Consider the following 12,259-nt stretch of genomic DNA (forward strand, 5'->3'; position numbering starts at 1 on the left):
ACCTTAGAAGAACGAGGACCCCATGCCCAAGATGACCTTCATCGAGACCGACGGCACCCGCCGCGAGGTGGACGCTCCGCTCGGCCTGTCCGTGCTGGAGATCGCGCACAAGAACAGCCTGGACCTGGAAGGCGCCTGCGAGGGCTCGCTGGCCTGCTCCACCTGCCATGTCGTGATCGAGCCGGAATGGTTCGACGTCCTGCCGGAAGCGCAGGAGGACGAGGAGGACATGCTGGACCTCGCCTTCGGCCTGACCAAGACCTCGCGCCTGGGCTGCCAGATCATCATGACCGAGGAGCTGGACGGTCTGGTCGTCCGCCTGCCGGGTGGCAGCAACAACGCGATGAAGTGACGGTCCAGGGGAGCCCTGTTCCGGCCGCCGGATGCCGCGTCATGCGATGCGGTTCCGGCGGCTTTCTTGTGACCGCCCCGCTCCCACCGTTGCCCCCCGCGCTGATTTCCTCCTTTCCCGGGCGCCTGCCCGTACCATATAGGGCGCCATGAACTCCCTCGGCCTTTCCAAGCGCCCCCAGGACACCCGCGTCGTCGTCGCGATGTCCGGCGGGGTGGATTCCTCCGTCACCGCCGCCGTGCTGCGGGAGGAGGGCTATGACGTCGTCGGCATCACGCTGCAACTCTATGACCACGGCCTCGCCTTGCAGAAGCCGGGAGCCTGTTGTGCCGGCCAGGACATCTACGACGCCCGTCAGGTCGCCGACCGCATCGGCATTCCGCATTACGTCCTGGATTACGAGGGCCGCTTCAGCCAGGACGTGATGGATGATTTCGCCGACAGCTATCTGCGCGGCGAGACGCCGATCCCCTGCGTGCGCTGCAACCAGCGGGTCAAATTCCGCGACCTGCTGAATACCGCCCGTGACCTCGGCGCCGACGCGCTGGCCACCGGCCATTACGTCCGCCGCATCGCCGGGCCGCGGGGCGCCGAGTTGCACCGCGCCGTCGATCCGGCCAAGGACCAGAGCTATTTCCTGTTCGCCACCACGCGCGAACAGTTGGAGTTCCTACGCTTCCCGCTCGGCGGCCTGACCAAGCCGGAGACCCGGGCGCTGGCCGGGCGCCACGGGCTGGAAGTGGCGGCCAAGCCCGACAGCCAGGACATCTGCTTCGTCCCCAACGGCAATTATGCCGAGGTGGTGGCGAAGCTGCGCCCCGGTTCGGTCGAGCCCGGCGACATCGTCCATGTCGACGGCCGGGTGCTGGGCCGGCACAAGGGCGTCGTCCATTACACGGTTGGCCAGCGCAAGGGGCTGGGCATCGGCGGCATCCGCGGCCAGGAGGAGGAGGCGCTCTATGTCGTCCGCCTGGAACCCGCCCGCCGCCGCGTCGTCGTCGGTCCGCGCCGCGACCTCGCCCGGTCGCTGGTGATGGTGCGCGACGTGAACTGGCTGGGCTCCGATCCGGCCCCCGATCAGGCGGACGGCGCCGGCCTCGAAGTGTCGGTGAAGCTGCGCTCGGCCCAGCCCGCCGCCCCCGCCCTGTGGCATGCCGGCCCGGACGGCACCGCGCGGGTGGAGTTGCGGGAGCCCCAGCACGGCATCGCCCCCGGCCAGGCCTGCGTCGTCTATCAGGGCGACCGGGTGCTGGGCGGCGGCTGGATTTCCGGCACCGCCGGGACTGTGGCCGAAGGGGTGGAGAGCGGCGAAACGGCGTCCTGAATCAGAGGGTTATGCGGCTTCCCGGCGGCCGGCCGGAAAAAAACGCATCCCCCGAAAATTCCGCGTTGACAGGCCAAGTCGCCCTATCCTATATAGCGGCTCCCGGCGGCGACGACGGGACAGGATGGTAGCCGACGGCGGCGGAAACGTCGACAAAGGCGCTCTCGATGGCAGCGTAGCTCAGTGGTAGAGCAGGGGAATCATAATCCCTTGGTCGGGGGTTCAAATCCCTCCGCTGCTACCATCTGGACAGTAATATGTCCCTGCAAAACCTCTCCAGGCTTGCGCCTGGGGAGGTTTAGCATTTCTGCGATCAGCCCGACCAGACGCAGCTCGTATTTCCCCCGCCCGTTTAGCGGGTGCACCTCTACCCGGTCGACGATCCGGCGCAGCAGCGTGATCGCCTCCATGCGCTCCGACTCCACCCCGCCCAGCGCCCGCTCCAAGATCTCGACTTCCTGCCGATAGCCGTTCGCGGCCGACGGATGGAGGGTGACAACCGTGTCCTCCTGCTCGCACTGCGCAATGTCGCGTTCGAGCCGAACGCGCTCCGACTCCAGCTCGGCCAGTCGCGTCTTGAGCTTCGGCGTCACCAGGCCCTCGGTGATGGCGTCGACGATCCGCTCTATCTGCTTGGTCACGTCCGCAAGGCGCGTGGTCGCCTCCGTGCGCTTCCGGCGGCTGGCCGCCTCCAGCTGCTGGCGCTCGGCGTGGTAGAGGCGCACGAACTCCGCGATGGAGGCGGGCGACATCAGCTTCTCCTTGATGCCCGCCAGCACGCGCTGCTCCAGCGCCTCGATCTTGACGGTGCGGTTGTTCGAGCAGGCGCCGGCTCCCGACTCGCGATGTGTGCTGCATCCCATATAGTCCTGGGTCTTCACCACATAGGAGCCGCCACAGACGGCGCAGCGCACCAGACCCGACAGCAGATGCTTTGCCCGCGGCCGGGCGGTCAGAGGAAGCCGGGCGTGCTCCTCCTTCACGGCCTGGACGGCGTGCCACACCTCGTCCGTGACGATGCGCAGATCCGGCACCTCCACCACCGTCCATTTTTCCGGCGGGTTCAGGCGCGGGACGCGCTTACCTGTCTCCGGGTCCTTGACGAACGTCTGCCGGTTATAGACCAGCCTCCCGATATACAGGGCGTTCCAGAGGATGCCGTTCCCCCGTGCCTTGTTCCCGTTGATGGCGCTGGCGAGCCACGCCTTGCCGGTCGGCGACGGTATGCCCTCGCGGTTGAGGTCGGACACGATGGACCGCGGCCCCCTGCCGGCGGCGTACTCCCGGAAGATGCGGCGCACCACCTCCGCCTGTGCCTCGTTGATGACGCGCTTCCCGCGGATCGGCTCGCCCTTCGCGTCGAACTCGCGCACGACCTCGTAGCCGTAGGAGAGGCCGCCGGCCATCTCCCCCTGTAGCGCCCTTCCCTGCTGGCCGCGTCGCACCTTCTGCGCCAGATCGCGGAGGAAGAGGGCGTTCATCGTGCCCTTGAGGCCGACGTGCAACTCGCTGATGGCGCCTTCCGAGACGGTGATAAGCTGGACGCCAGCGAACGACAGGCGCTTGTGAATGCCGGCGATGTCTTCTTGGTCGCGCGACAGGCGGTCCAGGGCTTCCGCCACGATGGCGTCGCACAGCCCGGCGCGGGCGTCTTCAAGCAGCCGCATCGCGTTGGGGCGGGATTTCAGGTGCGCGCCACTGATGGCGTAATCGGCGTAGACCTCCACCACCGAGCCGCCGAGTCGGGCGGCATGCTCCCGGCACAGCCGGATCTGATCGTCGATGCTCCGCTCGTGCTGGTTCTCGCTGCTGTACCGAGCGTAGATCGCGATCCGCATGTCTAACTCCGTTGCGCCTGTGCGCGAGCCTGCTGGGCTGCCTCGTGGTCACGGCGCGCCAGCTTGCGCGCCAATATCCGGATGAGGCCGTTGATCGTTTCTTGCACCACCGCCTCCGGATCGGTTGCGGCGCTGGTCGAAGTGGGGATGTGGGCCATGCTTTGCGCTCCCGTGATGATGCTCACGGGGGCGACGATAAGTTTTGCTTAGCGCTGCGTCAACACTGCTTAGCAACGCTTAGCGATCCGCTTAGCGTTGATCGCGTCGATCACGCGCCGCCAAGGAGCTCCGGGTGCCGGCGGTAAACCCGGAGCACCGTCTCCATATTCGTCAGCTTTTCATGGCCCGTCCGCGCGCCCGTGGCAGCGTCGGTATAGACGGCCCTGACCACCTCCGTGATGGTCCAAGTGGGGGCGATCCCCATCTCGCGGCACAGATCGGTCACGGCGCGCTGGCATTCCATCAAAAAATTTGTGTCCAGCGCTTCGTCTTCGCCGCTGCCCACCAAAGTAACGCCAACACCTTCAGGGATGCTGTATTCGGGTTCATCAACGACTCGCACGCCTTCCATAAGCCACCGCAAAGACACGCCTCCCAGCCGCGCAATATCACGCATCAGCGCAGGCTTTGGGTGTGTGCGGTTTGCTTCCCATTGGGCAACGGAAGGCCCAGTAACACCAAGAGACTTCCCAAAAGCTACTTGGGAAAGTTCCATCTTTTCGCGAAGTTGCTTGATGCGAGAACCGACAGTCATTTGAGCCACCACTAAGAAACGCTTAGTTAAGCTAAGTCGTGGAGGGCTTGACGTCAATGCTAAGTTTCGCTTAGCGTGGCGTGCATGAAAGACGAAGCACTTAGTATGGCAATAAGCAAAGCGGGCGGCGTGACGCGGCTCGCGGAAGCTCTCGGGATCACCACCGAGGCCGTCTACCAATGGGAGCGGTGCCCACAGCGGCGAGTGCTCGCTGTGGTCGCTGCGACCGGTGGAAAGGTGAAAGCCTACCAACTGCGGCCGGACCTGTACCCGGCCCCGGCCCCGCGCAAGCGCCGGGCGCCGCTCGACACCCCCAAACAGCAAAGCGCCCAGCCGTAGCAGCGGCCGGGCGCTTCCCCTGAATGCAGCGGTAGCAGCCGCTGGCATCAACTAACGCATGGGACGGAAATCCATGGTGTCTAAACACTCTACCACAGCAGGGACGGAGGGCAAGCCGCTCGTCCAGCCCTGTGGGGGCACCCCGACGGGGGCACCCGAGGGGTTGGCGGCAATGTGCGACGAGTTCGCCGCCGCCAACCTGACCGACTCGCCGCGGATCACCACCGCGGCCACGCTCGCCACCATGGCGCGCATTCTGACCGAGCGGGGCTGGATCGCCCCGTCGACCACCGAATATGAACCGGGCTGCGCCCCCTGGTGGACACCTGGGTCTGTGGTGCCGGTCAGCATCCACGGGGCCTATGAGCTGGCCTTGCGCGAGTTGCACGGCGCCGACGCTCTGCCGCTGGCTGCCTACGGCCAGCAGGCGGCGCTCCACTGCATCTCCTGCGCCGCCGGCGAGCCGATCATCATGTGGGAGTGCGTGCCGAAGCGCGCCGCCTATGAGCTGACGAAGCTGATGGGCCAAGCCCAGCAGGTGGCGGCCGGCGAGCCGATGGACGGCATGAAGCCTCTGTCCCACGGACTGCATCTGCGCTCGGTCAAGCGGCGCCTGGACCTTGATATCTGGAACAAGGTGGTCAGCCTCGACGGCCAGCCCATCGGCACGGTGTCCATGGAGGTGGGGCAGACCCGCAAGCGCGGCTTCAATACCGCGATGCGCTACTACGGCGTCACCGTCGAGGTGGAAGGCGAGAAGCTGGAGGTGGAGGGGACGGATTACACCTCCACGCGCCACTGGCTCGGGGTGAAGGTTCTGGGCGCGATCCGTGCCGCCCTGCATCGGAAGGGGCGCTAACCATGGCCCCTCAACGACGTTACCCCCTCAACGACGTTACCCCGTTCGACCTGACCGAGTTCGACGCCGCCGCCGCTCGCATTCTCGGCGCTGGCGGGGTGACCCCGGACATTGCCGGCCCGGTTGCCGCGCTGATGGAGGTCACCGAACGCTGCGGCGACATCAAGCCCGAGCGGATCATCAACGTGGTTCTGCTGACGGCCTATGTGCTGGGCATGTCCGCGCTGGAGAACGCCCACCGGCTGGAGGCGCTGCAACTCACGCAGAAGATCGCCGATGGCATGGGCAAGGTGCTCGCCGAGCTGAACCGGGCCGCCTCCGGCAACATGGGGGGCGGCAGAGCATGAGCCTCCCGGCCCAGATCATGGCGGAGTTTGCCGCCGCCGAGGCCCGTACGCTGGCCGCCCGCTTCATGACCACCACGCCCCGCACCGTCGGTGACGTGGCGGCCGAGATGATGCGGCTGCTCGGGCACAAGCCCCGGAAGTGTGCGTCCGGCCTGATCTGGTCCGACGTGCTCGCGCTGGTGGCTACGCTTGCCGCCGAGTCGCCCACCTATGCCGCCGCACTGCGCCGCGCTGTAGCCGCCGCAGAACAGGCCGCCCTCCCCCCCGAAGAAACCGCGCCCGCCGCGCTGGCCGCAAACAGCGGGCGCCGCTGACCCTGGAGACCGACTCCATGTCGACCATGATGCTGCCCCTCCCCGAGGGGCTGACCCCCGAAGACGTTACCGCGCTGCAATCCGTGGCCGCCGAAGTGGCTCGCCAGCGGAAGGCCGAGCAGTTCTGCGCCTCCCATGACGATCACCACATCGACGGCTCTCTGGCCGCCGCCGGTGGCTGCTACCTGCTCCACGCGGGCGCCACCAAGGAAGGGCGCGACCTCTACCCGGTCGGCACGCCGTGCAACCTGTGGCCCTGGGCTGACCCGTGGTGGAAGCCGCGGACCCCGCAGCGTGACGCGGTGCGTGGCGCGGCGCTCGGAGTCGCCGAAATCTCCCGCCGCCTCCGGGCCGGCGAGAAGGTGGAGGGCTGACCCGATGATTGTTGAAGGAAATTGCTCCTGCTGCGGCGAGGCCGCCCTGCTCGATCCGCGCATCGGCGTCTGCGACGACTGCCAGGGCCGCGAGGCGGAAGAGGCGTCGACCTCGTTCATGCTCGCCGAACTGGCGGCCACCTCCCCCGCCCTGTCCATGGCGCTCGGCGCCTCGCGGGAGGGCTGATCGTGAGCATGGATTTTCGCGAGATCCGGCATTTTCATGTCTGCTGCGGCATCGGCGGCGGTGTGAAGGGGTTCAACCGGGGCGGTGCCCGCGTGGGCAACATGGTGGCCGCGCCGCGGTGCATCGGCGGTGTCGATGTCGATCCGGTGGCCCTTGCCAGCCTGGAAATGGTGACCGGCACCAAGGGCACGCTGCTCGATCTGTTCGACCGAGGGCAGTACGTCGCCTTCCATGGCCAGGAGCCGCCGGCCGGCTGGCGTGAGGCGACCGGCGAGGACTTCCGCCGGGCTGCCGGCGGCGAGCGCCCACACGTCGTCTTCATGTCGACGCCGTGCAAGGGCAACAGCGGCCTGATCAGCACGAAGACCAGCGAGGCGCCCAAGTACGTGGCTCTCAACGAGCTGGCTCTCCGCGCGGTCTTCCTGACCATGGAGGCTTGGGCGGACGATCCGCCCGAGATACTGCTGTTCGAGAACGTGCCGCGCATCGCGCAGCGGTCCCGCCGGCTGCTGGACCGGATCGGCGGGATGCTCCGGGCCTATGGCTATGCCATTGCGGAGACCGCGCACGACTGCGGAGAAATTGGCGGGTTGGCCCAGAGCCGCAAGCGCTTCCTCATGGTCGCCCGGCACATCGCCAAGGTACCGCCCTTCCTCTATGAACCACCGAAGCGCCCGCTCCGCAGCGTGGGCGAGGTGTTGGAGCGCCTGCCGCTGCCGGGCGATCAGCTGGGCGGGCCGATGCACCGCGTCCCACGCCTCCAGATGAAGACCTGGATACGGCTGGCGTTCGTGGAGGCCGGGTCCGACTGGCGCTCGCTGAACAAGCTGAACGTCGCAAATGGGGTGCTGACCGATTACGGCCTCGTGCCGGAACACCCGCTTCGCGGTGGCGCCCTCGGCGTCTGCCAGTGGGGTGAGGCGACGGGAACGGTGGCTGGTGAGTCTCTGCCCTCCAACGGCAAGTTCACCGTGGCGGACGTCCGGACGTTCAGCGCCTGCCACAACGGCATCCTCGGCGTGAACGCCTGGGGCGATACCCCTGGCACCGTCACCGGCAATGCGCGCCCGATGACCGGCTCCTTCAGCGTCGCCGATCCTCGCATGCGCCAGGGGCATGCCGATTACCAGCAGTATGGCGTCCGCCGGTGGGGTCAGTCGACCGGTTCCGTCATCAATGTCAAGGCGCCGGGCCAGGGCGGGTTCTCGATTGCCGACCCCCGCTATGGGGACAAGCCTCGGTTCGCGAATGTCTACCGGGTGGTCAGCACGCGCGAGGCTGCTCCCACCATATCCGCCGGCCAAGGTCCGACCTCTGGCGGGTTGGCTGTGGCCGACCCGCGCTGCTCCTGGAATCCGCGCGCTCATACCAGCAAGCTGCGGGTGATTGGGTACGACCAGACCTCTCTGACCATCACCGGTAGTTCGTCCTCCAGCCACGGCTTTACCTCGGGCGCTTTGGCGGTCGCCGACCCGCGACCGGAGGCTTTCCGCGACGGTCGCGAAAGCTATGTGACGGGCGGTCACTATGGCGTGCTGAACATGCGGGATACCGCTGGCGCCGTGACCGGCTCCGGCCAGCACGACAACGGGCGCTGGTCCGTCGCCGATCCCCGGCCGGCCACGGGTGACGAGGCGGAGGAACTGCCCGCCCCGAACCAGCAGCTCGTCGCCGTGATCCGCGCCATGGATGGGACGTGGCATCGCCCCTTCACGACCTTGGAACTGGCGGCCCTCCAGTCGCTGGTCGACTTCGACCGGCCGGGCCTGGAGTTGGCTGGCGCCTCGGACAGCCTGTGGCGCGAGCACATCGGCAACATGGTCCCTCCCGACGCCGCACAGGCGATGATGGGCGTGATCGCCCGGACCCTGCTGTTGGCCTGGGCCGGCGAGAGCTTCCTGCTCAGTTCCGATCCGATCTGGGTCCAGCCCGTCACCGTGGCGCTGGCCGTCGACACCTCTTGCCAGCTTCCCACCCCCCAGGCCGCGGAGTGATTCCCATGACGAGCAAGAGCACCCTGCCGGTCATCACCGACGAAATGTGCCGTACCGCCATCCAGGCCGGCAAGACCGACCGCATCCAGGGCTTCAGCTACGGCCCGGATTTCACGGCTCCGCACGTCCTCCGCGACGTCACCCGTCACCCGGAGGAGCAGGTGCTGTGGAGCGGCGCCAGCCACGACGAAATGATGGAGCGGCACGCCATCGAGCGGATGCGCCTGCAACTGGCCGCCGCGCTCGCCGCCCTTCCCTCGAACGAGGGAGCGGGGGTGGCCCATGGCTGAACGCTCCGTCATTGAATGGACCGATCACACCTGGACGCCCATCGTCGGGTGTACGGCGAAGTCCCCCGCGTGCGCCAACTGCTACGCCGCGCCCATGGCCGCCCGGTTGGAGGCTATGGGGATGGCGAAGTATGCCGGTCTCGCCACCCGCTCGGGCGGCAGGGGGAAGTGGACCGGCAAGGTGAACCTGTCGGAGGCCGATGTTCTGGCCCCGCTCAACAAGCGGCGCCCGGCGCGCTGGTTCTTGACCAGCATGGGCGATGTCTTCCACGAGGCCGTGCCCGACGAGTTCCTTGATCGCCTGTTCGCCGTGATGGCGCTGGGCAGCCGCCACACCTTCCAAGTGCTGACCAAGAGGCCAGAACGGGCAGCGCAGTACCTCAACACGCCTGACCGGGTGTGGAAGCTGTTCGGCTCCGTCCGCAAGCACATTGACGATGAATACCGTGAGGGATCGCGCTGGGAGGAGGATGAAACGCCCTTCCCCTGGCCGCTTCCGAACGTGCTGATCGGCTGCACCGCCGAAGACCAAGCACGCGCGAACGAGCGCCACCCGCACATGCTCCGGATCGCCGCCGCCGGCTGGAACACCTTCGTCAGCTACGAACCCGCTTTGGGGCTGGTGGACTGGACCGGTTGGCAGTTCCTGAAGTGGCTGATTTCTGGTGGTGAGAGCGGGCACGGTGCGCGGCCGAGCCATCCAGATTGGCACCGGGCCGCCCGCGATTTCTGCGCCGCCCATGGCATCCCGTACATGTTCAAGCAGTGGGGGGAGTGGGCGCCGCGCCGGCAAGCCGAGCGGGATGATCTGCTTGATGCGCGCCGGTCGGTCATCGTGAAACCGGATGGCGGGATCACGTCAGGGCTTATGGCCTATGGCTCCGATGCTTGGGTGCTGGATCGCCTCGGTAAGAAGGCCGCCGGCCGGCTGCTGGACGGCCAGCTTTGGGACGGGGTTCCGGTTCTGAAGGGGGGCGCGTGATGGCCTCCATTCAGCAACTGGAGGCCGAGAATGCCCGCCTCATGCGGACCTTCGGCGACGAACTCCGGACCATGCCGAAGCTGTGGCGCACCTACACCAACAACGCCCTGACGATCAAAACGCTCCAGGCGGCCGAGTCCGCGCGTCGCCGCGCGCCGGCCAATGAACAGGAGGGCTGACTGTGGCCCGGAAGAAGAAAATCCAGAAGGTGGACGAGCTGATGGAGCCGCCGGTTGTCGGCCGGTTCTACCTCGTCCCGACCATCGAATACCCGCTTTCCGGCAAGGTCGGGCACTGGCCGGTGCTCGGCCCCAAGCACACGGACGCAGAACACTTCGGGTTCCCGTGGGAGCACTACCACATCGACACGCGCTTCTGGTCGGGCGCGATGCAGCGGACTTTCGGAGCGAAGAAGACCGAGATCCGTCCGGGCATGGCGACGAACTATCCGCTTTGCACCATCGACTTCGGGCTGACGCGGCGCGCGGTGCCACACCCGCCCATCGAGTACCGCCGCCTCCGGTGCGTGGCGGCAACGATCACCTACCAGTTCGCGGGGCTGGAGCCGGTGCTGTCCTTGCGCCGGCACATGGGAGAGGCCGCGATGGTCGACACCGACCACGGCCCGATCTGCCCGCACCGCGGGTTCCGCCTGGGTTCCGTGCCGGCCGACGGGATCATCACCTGCCCCCTGCACGGCCTTCGCTTCTGCGCCAAGAGCCGCAAAGCGGTCCCCCCGGCCACAACCGAGGTGCCCCATGCCGCGTGACATTCCCATCATTTTCAGCGCGCCGATGATCCAGGCGCTGCTCGCCGGCCGAAAGACGCAGACGAGGAGGATCATCACCAAGCCCGCGGCACTGGACGCCTTGGGCGTATTCGGGCCGTCATTTCTCCTGAAGCCCGGCAACATCGACCTGATCCGCTATGCGGTCGGCGACCGGCTGTGGGTGCGGGAAAACTGGCAGACGGGCATGACCGGCGACGGCCCGCAGATCGCCTATGCCGCCACTCCCGATTTTGTCGAGATCAATGCATGGGACGGGCCTGATGAGGGGCGGGGGCCGTCCTTCAACTATGACCGGTGCCCAGGGGCAACGTGGCATCACTGGCTCGGTGACGTGCTCGGCGCAGATGGCCCCTGGCGGCCTTCGATCCACATGCCCAGGTGGGCAAGTCGTCTGACCCTGGTGGTGGAGGATGTGCGGGTTCAGCGCCTCCAGGACATCAGCGAGGAGGACGCGCTCGCCGAAGGGTGCCCGGCGCAGACTTACGAGGAACTTTCCGGCATGGACCCGCGCGGCTGGTTCCGCGACCTATGGAACAGCATCAACGGCGCAACTGCCTGGGATGCAAACCCGTTCGTCGTCGCGCTGACCTGCAAGGTCCACCACTGCAACATTGACCGGCTGCCCGCCGAGGGGGCGCGGTCATGATCGAGGCGAAGGGAACCGAGCTGATCCGCAAGGGATCGGCCGACGAAATCGTGGCGAAGCGCAACCGGGCGCTCGACCTCTATACCCGTGGCGTCCAGATGCTGGCCGAAGCTGTGCGAGTTCACAAGGAGGTGGGCGGCACCGATTACCCCTGCCTCAGAAGCGCGCTGAATAATGGCGGCTACGATATTGAGCAGGGCCGAACCGACAAGGTGGTCGAAGAAATACGCCGAAACCTCGACGGCGCGGTTTGGAACCACATCATGGGAGCGCTGGGCCTACTGAACCTTATGGACGCCAAGGAGGTTGCGGCGTTCAGGGACCAGAACCGCACCGATCCGGCGGAAGTGACGCGCGACAACCTCGTCGCCACCTTCGCCCGCCTGACGGCTGAGTCGGATGCCATCTTCAAGCGCGGCGTCATCAACCTGTTCATGCGCCTGGACCGGAAGTTCGCCAGCAACCCGGCCTATCGCCTGGGCGACAAGCTGATTTTCAACCGCGCCCTGTCCGAGTATGGCGGCTGGAACCACCATGGTGGCAGCCGTGAGGAAATGCGGGACCTGGACCGCATCTTCCACATCGTGGACGAGAAGCCACCCAAGGATCACTGCGGCGACGCTGCGGCGATGGTGTCGGAGGTGTCCCGCCAGCAGCTCGGCGGCACCGTCGAAACCGAATACTTCCTGATCCGCACCTTCAAGAACTGCAACGTCCATGTGCTGTTCCGCCGGCCGGACCTCGTGGTGAAGGTTAACCAGATCATCGCCGACCACTTCGGCGCTGCGCTGGCGCACGAGACCCGGGTGCGCGGCGCTGGCCGGCGGAGGGCGGCATGATCCAGCCCCCGTACAATGTGGATCCGGCTT

Annotated in this window: 18 protein-coding genes and 1 tRNA gene; 16 read left to right on the forward strand and 3 right to left on the reverse strand. The window is 66.9% G+C overall.

Annotation, left to right across the window (positions count from 1 at the left end; genetic code table 11):
* The first annotated feature begins 22 nt into the window (after positions 1-22).
* The 3 genes from AZL_RS10600 (at position 23) to AZL_RS10610 (ending at position 1,920) form a co-directional block, all read left to right on the forward strand.
* Positions 23-352: a ferredoxin family 2Fe-2S iron-sulfur cluster binding protein gene (locus AZL_RS10600; protein WP_012974620.1), complete on the forward strand. Its 330-nt coding sequence runs from the start codon at positions 23-25 to the stop codon at positions 350-352.
* A gap of 148 nt (positions 353-500) precedes the next feature.
* Positions 501-1,676, forward strand: coding sequence for a tRNA 2-thiouridine(34) synthase MnmA (gene mnmA, locus AZL_RS10605; RefSeq protein ID WP_012974621.1), 1,176 nt, complete (start codon positions 501-503; stop codon positions 1,674-1,676).
* 169 nt (positions 1,677-1,845) lie between these two features.
* A tRNA-Met gene (locus AZL_RS10610) sits at positions 1,846-1,920 on the forward strand.
* Here the strand turns inward: AZL_RS10610 and AZL_RS33855 are convergent.
* From AZL_RS33855 to AZL_RS10630, 3 genes are all read right to left on the reverse strand, one after another.
* Positions 1,877-3,514 carry a recombinase family protein gene (locus AZL_RS33855; protein ID WP_012973490.1) on the reverse strand — a complete coding sequence of 546 codons (1,638 nt, stop codon included), beginning with the start codon at positions 3,512-3,514 and terminating at the stop codon, positions 1,877-1,879. The genes AZL_RS10610 and AZL_RS33855 overlap by 44 nt on opposite strands.
* 2 nt (positions 3,515-3,516) lie before the next feature.
* Complete coding sequence (locus AZL_RS36285; RefSeq protein ID WP_158305963.1) at positions 3,517-3,672, reverse strand: hypothetical protein; 156 nt, start codon at positions 3,670-3,672, stop codon at positions 3,517-3,519.
* A 110-nt stretch (positions 3,673-3,782) separates the two neighbouring features.
* Positions 3,783-4,268 (reverse strand): helix-turn-helix domain-containing protein, encoded by a 486-nt coding sequence (locus AZL_RS10630; RefSeq protein WP_086935334.1) that lies wholly within the window; start codon positions 4,266-4,268, stop codon positions 3,783-3,785.
* A gap of 105 nt (positions 4,269-4,373) precedes the next feature.
* On the opposite strand from AZL_RS10630, the gene AZL_RS10635 reads away from it, so the two are divergent.
* From AZL_RS10635 to AZL_RS10695, 13 genes are all read left to right on the forward strand, one after another.
* Positions 4,374-4,607 (forward strand): transcriptional regulator, encoded by a 234-nt coding sequence (locus tag AZL_RS10635; protein WP_042675103.1) that lies wholly within the window; start codon positions 4,374-4,376, stop codon positions 4,605-4,607.
* Between the two features lie 172 nt (positions 4,608-4,779).
* Entirely contained in the window at positions 4,780-5,466 is a 687-nt protein-coding gene (locus AZL_RS10640) for a hypothetical protein (RefSeq protein ID WP_042442549.1), read from the forward strand.
* A 2-nt stretch (positions 5,467-5,468) separates the two neighbouring features.
* A complete protein-coding gene (locus AZL_RS10645) occupies positions 5,469-5,813 on the forward strand; it encodes a hypothetical protein (protein WP_012973488.1) in 345 nt (114 codons plus the stop codon).
* Complete coding sequence (locus AZL_RS10650) at positions 5,810-6,127, forward strand: hypothetical protein (protein ID WP_042442548.1); 318 nt, start codon at positions 5,810-5,812, stop codon at positions 6,125-6,127. Before AZL_RS10645 ends, AZL_RS10650 begins: the two co-directional genes overlap by 4 nt.
* Before the next feature lie 17 nt (positions 6,128-6,144).
* Complete coding sequence (locus tag AZL_RS10655) at positions 6,145-6,501, forward strand: hypothetical protein (RefSeq protein WP_052293628.1); 357 nt, start codon at positions 6,145-6,147, stop codon at positions 6,499-6,501.
* A gap of 4 nt (positions 6,502-6,505) precedes the next feature.
* Complete coding sequence (locus AZL_RS10660; protein WP_042442547.1) at positions 6,506-6,688, forward strand: hypothetical protein; 183 nt, start codon at positions 6,506-6,508, stop codon at positions 6,686-6,688.
* Positions 6,689-6,696: 8 nt separating this feature from the next.
* Positions 6,697-8,682 carry a DNA cytosine methyltransferase gene (locus AZL_RS10665; protein ID WP_012973486.1) on the forward strand — a complete coding sequence of 662 codons (1,986 nt, stop codon included), beginning with the start codon at positions 6,697-6,699 and terminating at the stop codon, positions 8,680-8,682.
* A 5-nt stretch (positions 8,683-8,687) separates the two neighbouring features.
* Positions 8,688-8,972 (forward strand): hypothetical protein, encoded by a 285-nt coding sequence (locus AZL_RS10670; RefSeq protein WP_042442546.1) that lies wholly within the window; start codon positions 8,688-8,690, stop codon positions 8,970-8,972.
* A complete protein-coding gene (locus AZL_RS10675; protein WP_012973485.1) occupies positions 8,965-9,954 on the forward strand; it encodes a phage Gp37/Gp68 family protein in 990 nt (329 codons plus the stop codon). The genes AZL_RS10670 and AZL_RS10675 overlap by 8 nt, the downstream gene beginning before the upstream one ends.
* Complete coding sequence (locus AZL_RS10680) at positions 9,954-10,133, forward strand: hypothetical protein (RefSeq protein ID WP_042442545.1); 180 nt, start codon at positions 9,954-9,956, stop codon at positions 10,131-10,133. The genes AZL_RS10675 and AZL_RS10680 overlap by 1 nt, the downstream gene beginning before the upstream one ends.
* A 2-nt stretch (positions 10,134-10,135) precedes the next feature.
* Positions 10,136-10,723, forward strand: coding sequence for a Rieske 2Fe-2S domain-containing protein (locus AZL_RS10685; RefSeq protein WP_012973484.1), 588 nt, complete (start codon positions 10,136-10,138; stop codon positions 10,721-10,723).
* Complete coding sequence (locus AZL_RS10690) at positions 10,713-11,390, forward strand: hypothetical protein (protein ID WP_012973483.1); 678 nt, start codon at positions 10,713-10,715, stop codon at positions 11,388-11,390. Before AZL_RS10685 ends, AZL_RS10690 begins: the two co-directional genes overlap by 11 nt.
* The gene (locus tag AZL_RS10695; protein WP_012973482.1) at positions 11,387-12,229 is read left to right on the forward strand and encodes a DUF4942 domain-containing protein; all 843 of its coding nucleotides are present in this window, start codon (positions 11,387-11,389) and stop codon (positions 12,227-12,229) included. Before AZL_RS10690 ends, AZL_RS10695 begins: the two co-directional genes overlap by 4 nt.
* Positions 12,230-12,259 lie beyond the last annotated feature (30 nt).

The sequence above is a fragment of the Azospirillum sp. B510 genome, from assembly GCF_000010725.1.
GTDB classification, from domain to species: Bacteria; Pseudomonadota; Alphaproteobacteria; order Azospirillales; family Azospirillaceae; genus Azospirillum; species Azospirillum lipoferum_B.

Coding starts and splice junctions, on each gene's coding strand:
- AZL_RS10600 (WP_012974620.1), top strand. CDS start 23: ATGCCCAAGATGACCTTCATCGAGACCGACGGCACCCGCCGCGAGGTG.
- mnmA (WP_012974621.1), top strand. CDS start 501: ATGAACTCCCTCGGCCTTTCCAAGCGCCCCCAGGACACCCGCGTCGTC.
- AZL_RS33855 (WP_012973490.1), bottom strand. CDS start 3,514: ATGCGGATCGCGATCTACGCTCGGTACAGCAGCGAGAACCAGCACGAG.
- AZL_RS36285 (WP_158305963.1), bottom strand. CDS start 3,672: ATGGCCCACATCCCCACTTCGACCAGCGCCGCAACCGATCCGGAGGCG.
- AZL_RS10630 (WP_086935334.1), bottom strand. CDS start 4,268: ATGACTGTCGGTTCTCGCATCAAGCAACTTCGCGAAAAGATGGAACTT.
- AZL_RS10635 (WP_042675103.1), top strand. CDS start 4,374: ATGGCAATAAGCAAAGCGGGCGGCGTGACGCGGCTCGCGGAAGCTCTC.
- AZL_RS10640 (WP_042442549.1), top strand. CDS start 4,780: ATGTGCGACGAGTTCGCCGCCGCCAACCTGACCGACTCGCCGCGGATC.
- AZL_RS10645 (WP_012973488.1), top strand. CDS start 5,469: ATGGCCCCTCAACGACGTTACCCCCTCAACGACGTTACCCCGTTCGAC.
- AZL_RS10650 (WP_042442548.1), top strand. CDS start 5,810: ATGAGCCTCCCGGCCCAGATCATGGCGGAGTTTGCCGCCGCCGAGGCC.
- AZL_RS10655 (WP_052293628.1), top strand. CDS start 6,145: ATGTCGACCATGATGCTGCCCCTCCCCGAGGGGCTGACCCCCGAAGAC.
- AZL_RS10660 (WP_042442547.1), top strand. CDS start 6,506: ATGATTGTTGAAGGAAATTGCTCCTGCTGCGGCGAGGCCGCCCTGCTC.
- AZL_RS10665 (WP_012973486.1), top strand. CDS start 6,697: ATGGATTTTCGCGAGATCCGGCATTTTCATGTCTGCTGCGGCATCGGC.
- AZL_RS10670 (WP_042442546.1), top strand. CDS start 8,688: ATGACGAGCAAGAGCACCCTGCCGGTCATCACCGACGAAATGTGCCGT.
- AZL_RS10675 (WP_012973485.1), top strand. CDS start 8,965: ATGGCTGAACGCTCCGTCATTGAATGGACCGATCACACCTGGACGCCC.
- AZL_RS10680 (WP_042442545.1), top strand. CDS start 9,954: ATGGCCTCCATTCAGCAACTGGAGGCCGAGAATGCCCGCCTCATGCGG.
- AZL_RS10690 (WP_012973483.1), top strand. CDS start 10,713: ATGCCGCGTGACATTCCCATCATTTTCAGCGCGCCGATGATCCAGGCG.
- AZL_RS10695 (WP_012973482.1), top strand. CDS start 11,387: ATGATCGAGGCGAAGGGAACCGAGCTGATCCGCAAGGGATCGGCCGAC.